At 59.7% G+C, this 16,269-nt stretch carries 14 protein-coding genes; 8 read left to right on the top strand and 6 right to left on the bottom strand.

The window, feature by feature from the left end; all coding sequences use genetic code 11:
* The first annotated feature begins 56 nt into the window (after window positions 1–56).
* From ACZ9BB_RS23695 to ACZ9BB_RS23670, 6 genes are all read left to right on the top strand, one after another.
* On the top strand, window positions 57–1,433 hold the full coding sequence (locus ACZ9BB_RS23695; RefSeq protein WP_476216707.1) for a M16 family metallopeptidase: 1,377 nt from the start codon (window positions 57–59) through the stop codon (window positions 1,431–1,433).
* A 215-nt stretch (window positions 1,434–1,648) separates the two neighbouring features.
* On the top strand, window positions 1,649–2,677 hold the full coding sequence (locus ACZ9BB_RS23690) for a DUF5924 family protein (protein WP_476216705.1): 1,029 nt from the start codon (window positions 1,649–1,651) through the stop codon (window positions 2,675–2,677).
* Between the two features lie 53 nt (window positions 2,678–2,730).
* The gene (locus ACZ9BB_RS23685) at window positions 2,731–3,879 is read left to right on the top strand and encodes an ABC transporter permease (RefSeq protein WP_476216703.1); all 1,149 of its coding nucleotides are present in this window, start codon (window positions 2,731–2,733) and stop codon (window positions 3,877–3,879) included.
* Window positions 3,876–4,679 carry an ABC transporter ATP-binding protein gene (locus ACZ9BB_RS23680; protein WP_476216701.1) on the top strand — a complete coding sequence of 268 codons (804 nt, stop codon included), beginning with the start codon at window positions 3,876–3,878 and terminating at the stop codon, window positions 4,677–4,679. The genes ACZ9BB_RS23685 and ACZ9BB_RS23680 overlap by 4 nt, the downstream gene beginning before the upstream one ends.
* Before the next feature lies 1 nt (window position 4,680).
* A complete protein-coding gene (locus tag ACZ9BB_RS23675; RefSeq protein ID WP_476216699.1) occupies window positions 4,681–5,619 on the top strand; it encodes an MlaD family protein in 939 nt (312 codons plus the stop codon).
* Entirely contained in the window at window positions 5,616–6,242 is a 627-nt protein-coding gene (locus ACZ9BB_RS23670; RefSeq protein ID WP_476216697.1) for an ABC-type transport auxiliary lipoprotein family protein, read from the top strand. The genes ACZ9BB_RS23675 and ACZ9BB_RS23670 overlap by 4 nt, the downstream gene beginning before the upstream one ends.
* A gap of 29 nt (window positions 6,243–6,271) precedes the next feature.
* On the opposite strand, the gene ACZ9BB_RS23665 is transcribed toward ACZ9BB_RS23670, so the two are convergent.
* The 4 genes from ACZ9BB_RS23665 to ACZ9BB_RS23650 all read right to left on the bottom strand — a co-directional run bounded on the left by ACZ9BB_RS23665 (window position 6,272) and on the right by ACZ9BB_RS23650 (window position 10,202).
* The gene (locus tag ACZ9BB_RS23665) at window positions 6,272–7,501 is read right to left on the bottom strand and encodes a nucleoside recognition domain-containing protein (RefSeq protein ID WP_007940696.1); all 1,230 of its coding nucleotides are present in this window, start codon (window positions 7,499–7,501) and stop codon (window positions 6,272–6,274) included.
* Window positions 7,502–7,628: 127 nt separating this feature from the next.
* Complete coding sequence (gene gltP / locus ACZ9BB_RS23660) at window positions 7,629–8,960, bottom strand: glutamate/aspartate:proton symporter GltP (RefSeq protein WP_476216695.1); 1,332 nt, start codon at window positions 8,958–8,960, stop codon at window positions 7,629–7,631.
* Between the two features lie 709 nt (window positions 8,961–9,669).
* Complete coding sequence (locus tag ACZ9BB_RS23655) at window positions 9,670–9,834, bottom strand: DUF1328 domain-containing protein (RefSeq protein ID WP_003177151.1); 165 nt, start codon at window positions 9,832–9,834, stop codon at window positions 9,670–9,672.
* 80 nt (window positions 9,835–9,914) lie between these two features.
* Window positions 9,915–10,202, bottom strand: coding sequence for a hypothetical protein (locus tag ACZ9BB_RS23650; RefSeq protein ID WP_476216693.1), 288 nt, complete (start codon window positions 10,200–10,202; stop codon window positions 9,915–9,917).
* Window positions 10,203–10,627: 425 nt separating this feature from the next.
* Here ACZ9BB_RS23650 and algB point away from each other — a divergent pair, with 425 nt between their 5' ends.
* On the top strand, window positions 10,628–11,974 hold the full coding sequence (gene algB, locus ACZ9BB_RS23645) for a sigma-54-dependent response regulator transcription factor AlgB (RefSeq protein WP_476216691.1): 1,347 nt from the start codon (window positions 10,628–10,630) through the stop codon (window positions 11,972–11,974).
* Window positions 11,975–11,984: 10 nt separating this feature from the next.
* On the top strand, window positions 11,985–13,775 hold the full coding sequence (locus ACZ9BB_RS23640; RefSeq protein WP_476216689.1) for a KinB sensor domain-containing domain: 1,791 nt from the start codon (window positions 11,985–11,987) through the stop codon (window positions 13,773–13,775).
* A 12-nt stretch (window positions 13,776–13,787) separates the two neighbouring features.
* On the opposite strand, the gene ACZ9BB_RS23635 is transcribed toward ACZ9BB_RS23640, so the two are convergent.
* Together ACZ9BB_RS23635 and ACZ9BB_RS23630 are read right to left on the bottom strand one after the other, a co-directional pair.
* Window positions 13,788–15,401, bottom strand: coding sequence for an EAL domain-containing protein (locus ACZ9BB_RS23635; protein ID WP_476218400.1), 1,614 nt, complete (start codon window positions 15,399–15,401; stop codon window positions 13,788–13,790).
* 77 nt (window positions 15,402–15,478) lie between these two features.
* The gene (locus tag ACZ9BB_RS23630; protein WP_476216688.1) at window positions 15,479–16,258 is read right to left on the bottom strand and encodes an N-acetylmuramoyl-L-alanine amidase; all 780 of its coding nucleotides are present in this window, start codon (window positions 16,256–16,258) and stop codon (window positions 15,479–15,481) included.
* Window positions 16,259–16,269: the final 11 nt, after the last annotated feature.

Genomic DNA, 16,269 nt, shown 5'->3' with positions numbered 1-16,269 from the left:
ACGTCCACAGTTGCCTGAAGTCTGTTGTACTTACGCTGGTCGTACGGAAACTCGTTATGCGTTGTCTGCTGTTCGCTTGTCTGTTGCTTGGCGCCCTGCCTTCATTTGCCCTGGATCGCTTTAAGGTCGAGGGCTATACGCTGCCCAACGGTCTGCAATTGGTCCTCAAACCCGGCACCGAGCGCGGGCATGTGGCGATCCGGTTGGTGGTCGGCGTTGGCCTGGATGATTTCAGCTGCGCCGACAAAGAACTGCCGCATCTGCTCGAACATTTGCTGTTCAGCGGCATCGACGCCACCGGCGAAGGCGGTCTGGAAGAACGCATGCAGGCCCTGGGCGGCGACTGGAATGCCTACACCAGCAACGCTGACACGACCTTCGTCATCGAAGCCCCGGCGAAAAACCAGCGCAAGGTCCTCGACCTGTTGTTGGCCCTGCTGACCCAGACCCGTATCGACGACAATGCTATCAACGTCGCCAAGCAAGTGGTCGAGCGCGAAGACGGTGGCCATTATTCGCGTCTGCAACGCTGGCTGGATCGCCAGGACCTGGGCCACACCGCCAGTAATCAGTTGGCGGTGGAGCTGGGCCTCAAATGCCCCGAGCGCGCCCAAGTCGAGCACCTGACCCGCGAGCAACTGGAGAAGGTGCGCAAGGCCTGGTACGCGCCCAACAATATGACCCTGATCGTGGTCGGCGAGCTCGACCGCCTGCTGCCGGCCTATCTGGAACGAGCCTATGGCGCGCTCAAAGCGGTTGAGCCGACGGCTCACCTGCCTCTGCCGGAAATCCGGACCAGCGCGGCTCACGAGCGTACTCTGAGCCACGGTTTCGTCGGCAGCGGTGCCAAATTGCACTGGCTGGTTCCGGAACCGGTGCTGGAAGACCAGCACGACGAAACCTTCGACTTGCTCAAAGACTATCTGGACTGGGCGCTCTATCGCCAATTGCGCCTGGCCCATGGGTTGTCCTACGGTCCCTCGGCCGAGCGCGAGGTGTTTGGCGGGGTGGGCTTCATGAGCCTGAACGCTGACCTTGATCGTGACGACGTGCGGGCAGCAGAACGGGTGCTGGATGAGTTGAAAGCCGATCTGCTCAAGAAGGGGCTTGATGCCGACACGTTCGCCCGTCTCAAGCAGGCTGCCATCGCGCGCCAGACCTGGGCCGTGCAAGGCAACAGCGCCTTGGCGGATTACTACTGGAGCGCCCTTGGGGACTACGAGGATGGCCATTTCGCCGACCCGGCCAGGGCACTGCAAGACGTGACACTGGCCGAGGCAAACAAGGCGATGCGTGAGTTGCTGCTGCAGCCGGGGTATTTGCGGATCGAGAAGCCGCTAATGAGCTATGACCAGTTGATGTGGGCGATTGCCGGGGGATTTGGTTTGATGGTGCTTGGGGTATTGGGTTGGCGTGTTCACCGCAGAAAGTAGTTACTTCCCTGTGACAACGGGTTTTGTGTGGCGAGGGGGCTTGCCCCCGTTCGGCTGCGCAGCAGTCGCAAAATTGGCCGATGCGTGTGCCGGATAAATCGAGGTGCCCTTTTTAGGGCCGCTTCGCAGCCCAACGGGGGCAAGCCCCCTCGCCACAGGGCCCCTCGGGCGGTAACCTGTCGAGGATTTTTCCCTCGACTATTGTGAACCGCCGAATGCCGAATCTGACCCTGTACGTACAGCGCATCCTGGAATTGATGAAGCGCTATCCCGGGGTCATTGCGCTCGGCGGTTTCATCTCAGGGGTCGGCAGCTTCATGCTGGTGGATCGTCAGCAAGGACTGGCGAGCTGGATCACCACCATCATGCTGGTCAGCTGGGTCTGGCTGATGCTGGAAAACAGCCTCACCAAGCTTTTCGCCAGGGTCTTCAAGCGCGAAATACCCCAGCCGCTGCTGCGTTACGCGACGCAGATGATCCATCAGGAAAGTCTGTTCTTTGTCCTGCCGTTCTTTTTCATTACCACCACCTGGAACAGCGGCCAACTGTTCTTCACGGGATTGTTGAGCATCGCGGCGCTGATTTCGATCATCGACCCGCTCTACTACAAATGGCTGGCGCCGCGTCGCTGGGCGTTCCTGGCGCTGCACACCCTGACCCTGTTCGCGGCCCTGCTGACCGCCCTGCCCGTCATCCTGCACCTGACCACCGCCCAGAGCTTCAAACTGGCGCTGGGCATTGCCATGGTGCTGTCGTTCCCGAGCCTGGCGTCGATCTTCCCGATTCGGACCGTGCGCAACGCGTTGGCGATTCTCAGCATCACCGTCGGCATTGGCGCCGTGGGCTGGGTGCTGCGCTCCTGGGTTCCACCGGCCACCCTGTGGATGACTGACGTAGCGATCAGCACCCAAATGCAAGACCGCACCCCCGGCAAGAGCCTGGAAGAAGTCAGCGCCGAGCAGATTCGTGGCGACGGTTTGTACGCTTACACCGCGATCAATGCCCCACGGGGGCTGGACGAGCGGATTTATCACGTCTGGATATTCAACGGTAAAGAGGTCGACCGCATCCCTCTGGATATCCACGGCGGGCGCAAGGAAGGCTACCGCGCCTGGACCCACAAGCAGAATTTCCCCGGCAATCCCGCGGGCAAATGGCAGGTTCGGGTGCTCACCGAAGACGGCCAGTTGATCGGCGTGCTGCGCTTCAAGGTGATGGACAGCACACCCATCAAAGATAAGTAACGCGGTTCGTGCTATTAATCTGGTCTGCGCAATTGCCGAACAAGCAGGAGCTTATGACCAGCAGCACAACGCCCGGCAGTGTCCGACTGGATACCTCGCACATCCCAGCCCTGCTGCGGGTCACGGGTGACTGGACGCTCGCTCATTACGCCGATCTCTGCCGCCTGAGCGAAAAGCTCCGTGGCCAATACGACAACAACACCCACATCGACCTCAACGGCCTCGGTGCCCTGGACACGGCGGGTGCGTCGTTGTTGGTGGAGTTGCTGGGCTCCGAGCGTCTGGGCAAGTCCGCCGAACACCCTGATTGCACCCTTTCCTCCGCCGATCGCGCCTTGCTGCAGACGGTGTATTGCTCGCTGACTGATTTCTGCGTGCCGATCAAAGAGCCGGAAATCAGCGTCGGCATTCAACTGCTGACTCGCATTGGCCGCGCGGTCGATGCGGTCTGGCAGGACACCCTGCAGGTGCTGGGTTTTGTCGGCCTGATCCTGCAAACCATCGCGCGCGGGCTGTTTTGTCCCAAGCGCTGGCGCCTCACGCCGATGGTCGCGCACATTGAGCAGACCGGCCTCGACGCCGCTCCCATCGTCGCCCTGCTGACCTTTATGGTGGGCGCCGTGGTAGCGTTTCTCGGTGCGACTGTGCTGGCGAGCTTCGGCGCGAGCATTTTTACCGTGGACCTGGTGGCGTTCTCTTTTCTGCGGGAATTCGGCGTGTTGCTCACCGCGATCCTGATGGCCGGCCGCACCGCCAGCGCGTTCACCGCGCAGATCGGTTCGATGAAGGCCAACGAAGAAATCGACGCGATCCGCACCCTCGGCCTCGACCCGATGGAGTTGCTGGTGGTGCCGCGGGTATTGGCGTTGCTGGTGGCGCTGCCAATGCTGACCTTTCTGGCGATGTTGTCGGGGATTGTCGGCGGTGGCGTGGTGTGTGCGCTGTCGCTGGATATCTCGCCGGCGATGTTCCTGTCGCTGCTGCAATCGGACATTGGCGTTCAGCACTTTCTGGTGGGGATCGTCAAAGCGCCGATTTTTGCGTTCCTGATCGCCGCCATCGGCTGCCTTGAAGGCTTCAAGGTCAGCGGCAGCGCCGAGTCCGTCGGCGCGCACACCACGTCGAGTGTGGTGCAGTCGATTTTCGTGGTGATCGTCCTCGATGCCGTGGCCGCATTGTTTTTCATGGAGATGGGCTGGTGAGTCGTCTACCCCGAGCGCCTTCCGAGGCGGTGATCGAAGTCCGTGGGCTGTGCAATCGCTTCGGCCGCCAGAGCGTGCACGAGAACCTCGACCTGGATTTGTACAAGGGCGAAATCCTCGCGGTGGTCGGCGGTTCTGGCAGTGGCAAATCGGTGCTATTGCGTAGCATCGTCGGTTTGCGTCAGCCCAGTGAAGGGCTGGTGAAGGTCTTCGGCAAGAACTTGCCGAGCCTTTCGGAACACGAGCGCTCGCTGGTTGAACGGCGGTTCGGTGTGTTGTTCCAGAAAGGTGCCTTGTTCTCTTCGCTGACGGTGACCGAGAACGTCGCCCTGCCCCTGATTGAACACGCCGGCCTGAGCCGTGCCGACGCCGAGCATCTGGCGGCGGTGAAACTGGCATTGGCCGGATTGCCGTTGTCGGCGGCCGACAAGTACCCTGCTTCACTGTCTGGCGGCATGATCAAGCGCGCCGCCCTGGCCCGGGCGCTGGCACTGGACCCGGACATCCTGTTTCTCGACGAACCCACCGCCGGTCTCGATCCGATTGGCGCGGCGGCGTTCGATCAGTTAATCCTGACCCTGCGCGATGCGTTGGGTTTGAGTGTGTTTCTGGTCACTCACGACCTCGACACGCTCTACACCATCACCGACCGGGTGGCGGTGCTGGCACAGAAAAAAGTGCTGGTAGCGGACGCCATCGACAAGGTGTCGGAAACCGATGATGCGTGGATTCACGAATACTTCCATGGCCCTCGCGGCCGCGCGGCGCTGACGGCCGCTAACCAGCTCAACGAGGTCTGACATGGAAACCCGAGCCCATCACGTACTGATCGGCCTGTTCACCGTAATCGTGGTGGCAGGCGCCCTGCTCTTCGGTCTGTGGCTGGCCAAGTCCAGCGTCGACACCGAATTCAAGGATTACGAAATCGTCTTCAATGAGGCGGTCAGCGGTTTGTCCAAGGGCAGTGCCGTGCAGTACAGCGGGATCAAGGTCGGCGACGTAGTGACGCTGCGCCTGGACCCGAACGATCCACGCCGGGTGTTGGCGCGGATCCGCCTGGGCGGCGATACCCCGATCAAGGAAGACACCCAGGCCAAACTGGCGCTGACCGGGATCACCGGCACCTCGATCATTCAGCTCAGCGGCGGCACGCCGCAAAGTCCGACGCTCAAGGGCAAGGGCGGCAATTTGCCGACCATCGTGGCATCACCCTCGCCCATCGCCCGATTGCTGAACGACAGTAACGACCTGATGACCGGTGTGAACGTGTTGATGCAGAACGCCAATCAGATGTTTTCTTCGGAAAACGTCGAGCGCATCAGCAAGACCCTTGAGCATCTGGAGCAAACCACCGGCACCATCGCCGACCAGCGCGGCGACATCGGTCAGGCCATGCAGCAACTGGCGTCGATCGGTAAACAGGCCTCCGCCACACTCGAACAAACCGCTGTGTTGATGCGCAACGCCAACGGCCTGCTCAACGATCAGGGCAAGCAAATGTTCGGCAGTGCCGAGCAAGCCATGAAGTCCCTGGAACAGAGCAGCGCGACCATCAACTCATTGCTCACCACTAATCAGGATTCCCTGAACAACGGCATGCAGGGCCTCAATGGCCTGGCACCGGCGGTGCGTGAGTTGCGCGATACCTTGAGCTCGCTGCGGACCATTTCCCAGCGGCTCGAGGCCAACCCCAGCGGTTACCTGCTGGGCAGTGACAAGAACAAGGAGTTCACGCCATGAAGCTGATCCCACTAGCCTTGGCTGCCGGTTTTGCACTGACCAGTGCCTGCTCGATTCTGCCCAAGTCCGAGCCATCCGATGTCTACCGGTTGCCCTCGGCCCAGAACAGCGCACTGGCCAATCACAGTACGATGCTGCACTGGTCGTTGCGACTGGCCAAGCCTCAGACCAGCGAAGCCTTGAACAACCCGAAAATCGCCGTGATCCCCCAGGGTGACCTGATCAGCAGCTACAAGGCTTCACGCTGGAGCGACCCGGCGCCGGTGCTGTTACGCAATCGTCTGCTCGATGGTTTCCAGCGTGACGGTCGCGTGCCGTTGCTCAGCACCGACGACAGCAATCTGCAGGCGGACCTGGAGCTGGGCGGCAACCTGCAAGCGTTCCAGACCGAATACCAGGGCTCAGCGGCGAGTGTGGTCGTGCGCCTGGATGCGTTGCTGGTGCGTGGGTATGACCAGCGCATTCTCGCCAGTCGGCGCTTTGAAGTACGTCAGCCGTTGAGCGATGTGAAGGTGCCGGCGGTTGTCGCCGGGTTTGGTCAGGCCAGCGACCAGTTGACGGCGCAGGTGGTGGCCTGGACGGTGGAGCAAGGTCAGAAGGTTGCACCGCCGCTGAGACCTTGAAGCCACCGCCGAACCCATAGGTTTTTCGTTTAGCCGAAGAACCAGTAGCAAACGCCGATGGCCCCCAGCACCCCGCCAAGCTCCGCCAGCAGCGCGCAGCCCACCGCATGCCGTGCGCGCTGGATGCCCACCGCGCCGAAGTACACCGCCAGTACATAGAAAGTCGTTTCGGTACTGCCCTGGATCGTTGCCGCCACCAGCGCCGGGAAGCTGTCTACCCCCTCGGTCTTCATGGTTTCGATCAGCATTGCCCGGGCGGCACTGCCGGAAAAGGGTTTGACCAATGCAGTCGGCAAGGCATCGACAAAGCGCGTGTCCCAGCCGGCCCACTCCACCAGATGACGAATCCCGTCCAGACCGAAGTCCAGCGCTCCGGACGCTCGCAGTACCCCCACGGCGCAGAGCATCGCCACCAGATACGGCAGCAGGTTCTTGGCGACGTCGAAGCCCTCTTTCGCGCCTTCGACGAACGCTTCGTAGACTTTCACCTTGCGTAACGCGCCGATGATCAGAAACAACATGATCAAGCCGAACAGTGTCACGTTGCCGAGGACCGATGACAGGCTCGCCAGCGCGGTCGCCGAGAGCGTCGCCAGCAGCGCCATGAAGCCGCCCAGGGCGAGGGCGCCGGGAATCAGGTAGGCCAGCACCACCGGATCCCAGATGCGCAGGCGTTGCATGAACGCTACGGTCAGGAAGCCGACAATGGTCGAGCAACTGGTGGCGAGCAGGATCGGCAGGAACACCAGCGTCGGATCGGGCGCACCTTGCTGGGCGCGGTACATGAAGATCGTCACGGGCAGCAGGGTCAGGGAGGAGGCGTTGAGCACCAGGAAGAGGATCTGCGCGTTGCTGGCGATCGTCGCGCTGGGGTTGAGCTCTTGCAGCGCCTTCATGGCTTTGAGGCCGATCGGTGTGGCGGCATTGTCCAGACCCAGGCCGTTGGCGGCGAAGTTCAGCGTGATCAGGCCGATGGCGGGATGACCGGCCGGCACTTCCGGCATCAGGCGCAGGAACAGCGGGCCCAGCGCCTTGGCCAGCCATTCGACGATGCCGGCCTTCTCGGCGATCCGCAGAAAACCCAGCCAGAGGGTGAGGGTGCCGAACAACAGGACCATGACCTCGACCGACAATTTGGCCATGGCGAAAATGCTTTCCACCATCGCCGCAAAGATCCCGGCGTTGCCGCCGATCAGCCACTGCGCCAGCGCCGAAACGGCTGCCACGATGAAGAAGCCAAGCCACAGGCCATTAAGCATCAGTCAAATCCCCCGGAAGATGGGGCGAATGATAGCGGGGTAGGCAGAAACGACAAACCCCGGATTTCTCCGGGGTTTGTTTGGGGCTCTTGTGGGAGCGGGCCATGCTCCTACAAAGGGTTGTACATCAGTTGCTGGAAATCTCGCCCACCGGCAGCTTTTCCTTGCTGCGCCAGTGCGGCAGGGAATTCCAGTAGCGCTGGCCCTTGGCGTCGTCGTACATGCCTTCCCAACGCGAGATGACCAGCACGGCCAAGGCGTTGCCGATCACGTTCAGCGCGGTACGGGCCATGTCCATGATGCGGTCGACACCGGCGATGAACGCCAGGCCTTCCAGCGGAATACCGACGCTGCCCAGAGTGGCCAGCAACACCACGAAGGACACGCCCGGTACGCCGGCGATGCCTTTGGAGGTGACCATCAGGGTCAGCACCAGCAGCAATTGCTGGCTGATCGACAGGTCGATGCCGTACAGCTGGGCAATGAAGATCGCCGCGATGCTCTGGTACAGGGTCGAACCGTCGAGGTTGAACGAGTAGCCGGTCGGTACCACGAAGCTGCAAATGGCTTTCGGCGCACCGTAGGCTTCCATTTTCTCGATCACGCGCGGCAGCACGGTTTCGGAACTGGCGGTGGAGTAGGCCAGGACCAGCTCATCCTTGAAGATGCGCATCAGCTTGATCACCGAGAAGCCGAACAGGCGAGCGATCAGGCCCAGCACCACGAAGGCGAAGAAGGCGACGGCGAAGTAAACCAGAACGACCAGTTTGGCCAGTGGCAGCAGGGAGGCGAAGCCGAAGTTGGCCACGGTCACCGCGATCAGTGCGAACACGCCGATCGGGGCGTAGTTCATGATCATGTGGGTGACTTTGAACATGCTTTCCGACACGCCCTGGAACATCTTCACCAGCGGTTCGCGCAGGTCCGATTGCAGGCTCGACAGACCGAGACCGAACAACACGGAGAAGAAGATGATCGGCAACATCTCGCCGCGGGTCATGGCCGCAAAGATGTTCGACGGGATCAGGTTGAGGATGGTCTGAACGAACGCGTGTTCATGCTGAACCTCGGCGGCGGTGGCCTGGTACTTGGAGATATCCACGGTACCCAGGGTGCTCATGTCGATGCCGCTGCCCGGATGGACCACGTTGGCCAGCACCAGGCCGACCAGAATGGCGATGGTGGTGACGATCTCGAAGTAAATGATGGTCTTGAGGCCGATACGCCCGAGTTTTTTCGCGTCCCCAACGCCAGCGATGCCGACGATCAGTGAGGAAATCACGATCGGGATCACAATCATCTTGATCAGACGGATAAAGATATCGCCTGCCGGTTGCAGAACGTTGCTGATCCACCAAGCCTTTTCGGCACTGAAATGGTTGAGCAGTGCACCTATTGCTATCCCCAGAACCAGACCGATGAGGATCTGCCAGGCGAGGCTAAGCTTTGCCTTCTTCATATCTTTACCCTTACTTGCGTTTGACTCAGGCTGATGCATGAACTGAAACGCGCAATGGCGATGAAGTTTTGCACCAGCCCCCGTATAAGGTCCCCGCGAGCGAGCATTTACGGCTCTCAGGCAGTGAAAAAGGCGCAACTATTCCGATGCCGGGAAGCGGCGTCTAATGCCGTAAACGCCTACCCTATGCCGAATCGGCATGAGATTTTTCATCTGAAACCCGCGTCCCAGCCGGTTCGAATACGACATTTGGGCGGGCATAAGTGCCGTGAGCCGGCCATTTCAGCGCAGGTTCATGTTTTTTGAACCAATGAAAATTTAGGAGATGTCCTACGTTCGACTGCGATTTTTCTTCTCATGAAAGTCAGAGCTTTCTCGATATACGGTCACGAAGAAACACCGCGAAACGGTTTTTCGGGGAATATGAAGCAAAAACAAATGAGCTGAATGCTCTAGGTCAACGTTTTGCACGTTGAAGCTCTCCGCAAGTCCGTCGAGTACTCGGGGTCGGCGGACTTGCGTCGCAGCTTGCCTGGCCCGGCCCTTGCGCGGGTACTCCGTGTACCCGTAGGTCACTCCGACCCTGAAACAGTCAGAACGTCCCGACCCCTTGGTCATGCGTCTACCGTCCTCGGGTAGCGCAGTGGAAAGAAGCGCTGTGGCCTCTTTCGGTGTTTCGAACTCAACATCAGTCTGGATCTTTGTTCAGTCAGCCTCGACCGCGGCGGCCAAAGAAGAAGGAAGCAATGAACATCACCAGGAATACGACAAAGAGAATCTTGGCGATACCCGTGGCGGTGCCCGCGATACCACCGAAGCCCAGTACTGCGGCGATGATGGCAATGATCAAGAATGTGATTGCCCAGCTCAACATGGTGATTCTCCTTACGTTTGTATTTAAGGCGTTGCTTGTGCTGCCTTTCTCGACGCATCGAGTACGCCAGGTTCATTTGCCTAGAACACCCAACGCTCCTGACGGGACGTCTCATCCACAGGTTGGGTCTGGTCGACGTCCATCATTCGTATTGAGGCGCCGTCAGCCTGGTTGCTGCTGGCTGCGCTGAAATGGGTTTGGGGTGCGTGTGGAATCGATAGGTGCGGCGCCTCTGGCTGCTGGCTTTGCTCCCAAAGCAAGAACTGTTGGCCACCAATCAAGGTGATCAACAGTGCCAGCAGGGCAAACAAGCCTTGCTGGACATGCAGTGGCGAGATCCGCAACCGGGCGGCACGTTGGCGACTCATCCTGAACCTCCCATTGGTCGTGATCTTTGGCGGGCGCTGGTTTATCAAATGTCCCGATTACTCAGGCTGTTGCAGCCTGCATGCCAGCTTTTTGTCATAAAAAACATGAATAAAATCAATAAGTTGAATGGTTGTTGAAAATCGTTCTGGACGCATCCTGCACGATGGACCTGTGAAGGTCGTGCGTAATGCACGATAAACGCTTCATTATTTTTGAATTGAGAGGAGGGCGCAGATGTCAGAAAGGGACGCAGGCAATCGCCGAAAGAATGGGCTATTAATAGAAAATCAAATAAATCAGTTGGTTAGTTGGATATTGAGTAGATAGCTAACCCGCTGTTGCTGGAATGGACCAGAATCAACCATGCAACTTGCCCGATTTTTCTGGCACTAACCAAAAACATCAATTAAAGGAGCGCAGGAACATGGAATCAGCCACTGAGCATCAAGGCCGCATTCTGTTAGTGGACGACGAGTCCGCCATCCTTCGAACCTTTCGCTATTGCCTCGAGGACGAAGGCTACAGCGTGGCCACCGCGACCAGCGCTGCTCAGGCCGAAGCCTTGTTGCAGCGTCAGGTTTTCGATTTGTGCTTCCTCGATTTGCGCCTGGGCGAAGACAATGGCCTTGATGTGCTGGCCCAGATGCGTATCCAGGCGCCGTGGATGCGGGTGGTGATCGTCACCGCTCACTCGGCTGTGGACACGGCCGTGGATGCGATTCAGGCCGGTGCCGCCGACTATCTGGTCAAACCTTGCAGCCCCGACCAGTTGCGGTTGGCCACCGCCAAACAGCTGGAGGTGCGACAGCTCTCGGCGCGCCTGGAAGCCCTCGAAGGTGAAGTGCGCAAACCCAAGGAAGGTCTGGATTCCCACAGTCCGGCCATGAAAGTGGTGCTTGAAACCGCACGGCAGGTCGCCAGTACCGATGCCAATATTCTGATTCTTGGCGAGTCCGGTACCGGTAAAGGTGAACTGTCACAGGCCATTCATGGCTGGAGCAAACGCCAGAAGAAATCCTGCGTCACCATCAACTGTCCGTCCCTGACTGCAGAGTTAATGGACAGCGAGCTCTTCGGCCACAGCCGTGGTGCATTTACCGGTGCCAGTGAAAGCACCCTGGGGCGTGTCAATCAGGCCGACGGCGGAACCTTGTTTCTCGACGAAATCGGCGATTTTCCCCTGACGTTGCAACCAAAATTGCTGCGTTTCATCCAGGACAAGGAATACGAGCGCGTGGGCGACCCGGTGACCCGCCGTGCCGATGTGCGAATCCTCGCGGCCACCAACCTTAATCTTGAAGACATGGTCCGCGACGGCCGTTTTCGTGAGGACTTGCTCTATCGGCTGAACGTCATCACCTTGCACCTGCCGCCACTTCGCGAACGCAGGGAGGACATTCTGAATCTGGCAGACCGTTTCCTGGCGCGTTTCGTCAAGGAGTACTCGCGTCCGGCCCGTTGTTTCAGCGATGAGGCCCGCGAAGCGCTGCTCAGCTACCGCTGGCCCGGCAATATCCGCGAGCTGCGCAACGTGGTGGAGCGCGCCAGTATTATTTGCCCGCAGGAACGGGTCGAGCTCAGCCACCTGGGCATGGCCGAAGTTCCTGTCAACCATGCGCCACGCATTGGCGCCGCGTTGAGCCTGGATGAATTGGAGAAAGCCCACATCGGCGCAGTTCTCGCCACGGCCGATACGCTGGACCAGGCGGCCAAGACCCTGGGTATCGATGCCTCGACCCTGTACCGTAAACGCAAGCAGTACAACCTGTGAGCCGTACCCGATGAAACTGGCGATGACGTTGCGCACCCGGCTGTTTCTGAGTATTTCCGCGCTGATTACGGTGGCGCTGCTTGGGCTCTTGCTCGGGCTGGTCAGCGTGATGCAGATGGCAGGGACTCAGGAGGCCCTGATTCGTGACAACTTCGTCAGGCTGGACCTGGGATTGAAGTTGCGCCAGACCCTCGGCGACCAACTGATCATCATGCTCGGCGAAACACCCGATCCTGCGGCGTTCGAGGCATCCAAGCAGAACTACCTCCAATTGCTCGATGAAGGCATCGCTCACGAGCCGCCCGGCGAGGGCGCCCAGTACGGTTTCAACAAGGCCAAGGCGGACTACCAGGCCTTTCTCCAGGCCTTCGATCTTTCCCATGATTCAGCGCAGGTATTCACTGGCGGCGGCGATCTCACGGAAAAATTCAACGTACTGCGCAACGGTTTGATCTCCGAACAGAAGCACGCGCTGGATAGCATCAATGAGACCGAACGCCTGGCCCGGGAGCGGGCGTTGTTGATTGCCGGCCTGCTCGGGCTGGTGGGGGTCGCGGTACTGTTCATCGGGTTCATTACCGCCCATGCAATCGCCCAGCGTTTCGGGGCGCCGATCGAGGCCCTGGCCGCAGCGGCTGACAATATCGGCCAAGGTAATTTCGAAGTGACCCTGCCGATTTCCTCCGCGTTGGAAATGAACCAGCTGACCCGGCGTTTCGGAATCATGGCCGAGGCCTTGCGTGAGCATCAGGCTACTAATATCGACGAGCTGCTCGCCGGCCAGCAACGTCTGCAAGCGGTGCTCGACAGCATCGACGACGGGTTGCTGATCATCGATCGCCAAGGGCATCTCGAGCACCTCAATCCAGTGGCTCAACGCCAGTTAGGCTGGGACACCGATCGTCTCGGCCAAGGGCTGGGCATCGCACTTGAGCGTCCCGAACTGGATAAACAGCTACAACTAATACTGCGCGGCGGCGCCCTGGAACGAGCGCCGGAGGATTTGAGCATTGAGGTCGATGGAGAGTCGCGACTGCTGACCTATAGCCTGACGCCGGTCAGCCATACCCAGGGTCATATTCTCGGCGCCGTGATGGTGTTGCATGACGTCACTGAGCAGCGTGCATTCGAACGGGTACGCAGCGAGTTCGTCTTGCGCGCTTCCCATGAATTGCGCACGCCGGTCACAGGGATGCACATGGCATTCGGTCTGTTCCGCGAGCGGACGCATTTTGCCGAAGCTTCTCGCGAAGCTGATTTGCTGAACACCATTAATGAAGAAATGCAGCGTCTGATGCAGTTGATCAACGATCTGCTGAATTTCTCTCGTTATCAGAATGGCCTGCAAAAACTCACGCTGGCACCGTGCTCTATCGAGGATTTGCTGGATCAGGCTCGGGCACGTTTTGCCGGCCCGGCGCAGGAGAAGGGCATTGAGTTGCTGGTTCAAGTGCAGGGGCCGTTGCCGCGGCTGCAAGCCGATCAGGCGCAACTGGAGCGAGTGCTCGATAACCTGATCGACAATGCCTTGCGCCATACCTCCCGCGACGGGCTGATACGTTTGCAGGCCCGGCGCCATGGGGAGCGGATGATTATCAGCGTTGAGGACAACGGCGAAGGCATCGCCTACAGCCAGCAGGGGCGGATCTTCGAGCCCTTTGTTCAGGTCGGCCGCAAGAAGGGCGGTGCCGGGCTCGGTCTGGCGCTGTGCAAGGAAATCGTGCAGCTGCATGGCGGGCGGATGGGGGTCTACTCGCGGCCGGGGCAGGGTACGCAGTTCTACATGGCGCTGGCGGTGTAAGCCTGGGCAATCTCAGGCTTCGTCATCCAGACGTCGCGTGGTCGTTCGGCGGCCACGGGTAATCAGTTCGATGAATTGCACAGCGCTCAGTGCATGGGCGAACAGCCAACCCTGACCGAACTTCACCCCTTCGCTACTCAGAAACGCTGCTTGTGCTTCATGCTCGATGCCTTCTGCAATCACCTTGAGTTGCAGGGCCTGAGCCATGCGAATGATATGCGGTGCCACGCCGCTGCTGGCGGCGTCATGACCCAGTGCGTCGATAAACGCCTTGTCGATTTTCAGGCAGTCCACCGGCAGGGTTTGCAGGTAGGCGAGGCTGCAATAGCCGGTACCAAAGTCATCGATCAGCACCTGATGCCCGACATCGCGCAAGGCTTGCAGGTTTTCTCTGGCCACCACCACATCAACCAGCCCGCGCTCGGTCACCTCAAAGGCAATCTGTCTGGCGGCTACCCGGTGCAAGGCCAGCAGGCGCGCTATCACCTGACCGATACGCGGCACCATGACGTCGCAGGCGGCCAGGTTGACCGAGATGTACAGCTGCGGATTGGCGCGCAACAGTTGCCCGAGCTGTTCCAGCAGGCGCTGCAAGACGAAGTCGGTCATCTGGCGGATCTGGCCGGTATTCTCCGCCATCGGAATGAACAGTTCGGGGCTGGTCAGCGTGCCGTCAGGCCTTCGCCAGCGCAGCAGGGCTTCGGCGCCGACGCAGTTGCGGCTGTCGAGGTCGAAGATCGGTTGATACAACACCTGCAGCTCGCCTCGCCCTATGGCACCGTGCAGTTCGGCATCCAGCGATTGACGCTGGCGCACCAGTAGAAACACCAGAATGCCCACGCAAGCACTCAGTGCCAGGCTGGCCGGCAGTAACCACCACCATACCGCCGGCACATGCATCCCGGTGCGCGGTGTGATCAGCACCAGTTGGTATTCAGGGGTGTTGCTCGGCATTCGGTAAATCAGGCGGGTAGGGGTGATTTGCAGTGCATCTCTGTTTTTCGGGGGCCAGGGTTCCGTCGGAGGCCAGGGCTGCGCGACTCCGAGTACCGGAATCGCGCGCGAATCATGATCAAGAACCACCAGCAGGCTGCTTCCCGGAGACAGATCAACCATGTCGGTCAAATGCCCGCGAGACGTCGCAACCCGAAAATTGCCACGCCCAAGCATCAGTGCGGCGCGGTTTTCATCGGGTTCGGTGGTGGTATTGAGCCAATAGCTGTAGGTGGCACCTTTGATGTCCGGTGGCCGGATCAGCGTCAGCCCTTCCTGGCGGGGGCGGTTGGAGCAGATTCGCGAGGCGTCCATATAGGCGGCTTCATAAACGAAGCGGTAGTTGAAGCTGACCTGCTGCAAGGTGGCGATCATTTCATCATCGCAGCCTCGCAGTGGCTGAGCTTCCAGGTCATCGAGACTTTCGCGCAGTTGCCCGAACAGCTGCTCCAGGCGAACCAGGAAGCGCTCCCCCTGAGCGTTCATTTCCTGGCTTTCGTTGTACTCGACCTGATGCATCGCCACGAACAGACTGCCGGTCATCAGTAGCGTGGCACTCAAGGCAGCCGCCAGCACCGCCAAAAACCAAGGGCGATAAAACCAGCTACGCAGCCTCTCTCGAGCAGCCGTCATCATGGAATATCCGAAGAATTACCAATGAGTTATAGCTGCTGATTGGGGGGAAAGCGCTGACCGTCGGGCGGGCGTCATTATTTTGTCTGGTTCAACACCTGAAGAAGCGCTGCGGTTTGCGCGTCCGGCGTGCCGTCGAAACGGGACGGGCGGAAATGCATCTGAAAGGCGGCCAATACGTGGCGTGTCGCTACATCCAGTTCGCCGGTTTGTGGTGTGGCGTAGCCCAGGCGGGCAAGTTGTCCCTGAAACCAGGTGATGCTTGGCAGTTGTGCGGCGAATTGCGCTTGCTGATTCGCTACGGCCTGTTCATTCGGCCAGATTCCCAGGCCTTCGGCGGCCAGGCGCTTCCAGGGAAACAACGGGCCGGGATCGAGCTTGCGCAGTGGCGCGATATCGCTATGACCAATGATATGGCGGGGGCTGATGCCTTGGCGCTTGCTGATGTCCTTGAGCAGGAAGATCAATGACTGAACCTGGGCTTCGCTGTAGGGATACCAGAGGCGCCCGGTCGGGGTGTCCTGGAAGCCTGGATTGACGATTTCGATGCCAATGGAGCTGGAGTTCAACCACGTCCGGCCTTGCCATTCGCTTTCGCCCGCGTGCCAGGCCCGGAGATTTTCATCCATCAGCTTATAGATGGTGCCGCGTTTGTCGTCACCGATCAGGTAATGACTGCTGACCTCGCCATGGGTCAGCAATTGCAGCGAGTTCTCCAGGGAGGTGGAGGTGTAATGCATCACCACGAATTGAATACGACTGTCGTGATTGGCTGAAGGGTGACTGGTGTCAATCCGGGGACCGCTGGCGCAACCGGCTAATAGAAGCAGGGAAGCAATAAGAGCAAGACATTTCATGGCAGGAGGCA

The sequence above is a fragment of the Pseudomonas sp. TE3552 genome, from assembly GCF_056278945.1.
Note: the sequence above shows the minus strand (reverse complement) of the source record. Positions and strands in the feature narration are given on the sequence as shown.

Coding starts and splice junctions, on each gene's coding strand:
- ACZ9BB_RS23695 (WP_476216707.1), top strand. CDS start 57: ATGCGTTGTCTGCTGTTCGCTTGTCTGTTGCTTGGCGCCCTGCCTTCA.
- ACZ9BB_RS23690 (WP_476216705.1), top strand. CDS start 1,649: ATGCCGAATCTGACCCTGTACGTACAGCGCATCCTGGAATTGATGAAG.
- ACZ9BB_RS23685 (WP_476216703.1), top strand. CDS start 2,731: ATGACCAGCAGCACAACGCCCGGCAGTGTCCGACTGGATACCTCGCAC.
- ACZ9BB_RS23675 (WP_476216699.1), top strand. CDS start 4,681: ATGGAAACCCGAGCCCATCACGTACTGATCGGCCTGTTCACCGTAATC.
- ACZ9BB_RS23670 (WP_476216697.1), top strand. CDS start 5,616: ATGAAGCTGATCCCACTAGCCTTGGCTGCCGGTTTTGCACTGACCAGT.
- ACZ9BB_RS23665 (WP_007940696.1), bottom strand. CDS start 7,501: ATGCTTAATGGCCTGTGGCTTGGCTTCTTCATCGTGGCAGCCGTTTCG.
- gltP (WP_476216695.1), bottom strand. CDS start 8,960: ATGAAGAAGGCAAAGCTTAGCCTCGCCTGGCAGATCCTCATCGGTCTG.
- ACZ9BB_RS23655 (WP_003177151.1), bottom strand. CDS start 9,834: ATGTTGAGCTGGGCAATCACATTCTTGATCATTGCCATCATCGCCGCA.
- ACZ9BB_RS23650 (WP_476216693.1), bottom strand. CDS start 10,202: ATGAGTCGCCAACGTGCCGCCCGGTTGCGGATCTCGCCACTGCATGTC.
- algB (WP_476216691.1), top strand. CDS start 10,628: ATGGAATCAGCCACTGAGCATCAAGGCCGCATTCTGTTAGTGGACGAC.
- ACZ9BB_RS23640 (WP_476216689.1), top strand. CDS start 11,985: ATGAAACTGGCGATGACGTTGCGCACCCGGCTGTTTCTGAGTATTTCC.
- ACZ9BB_RS23635 (WP_476218400.1), bottom strand. CDS start 15,401: ATGACGGCTGCTCGAGAGAGGCTGCGTAGCTGGTTTTATCGCCCTTGG.
- ACZ9BB_RS23630 (WP_476216688.1), bottom strand. CDS start 16,258: ATGAAATGTCTTGCTCTTATTGCTTCCCTGCTTCTATTAGCCGGTTGC.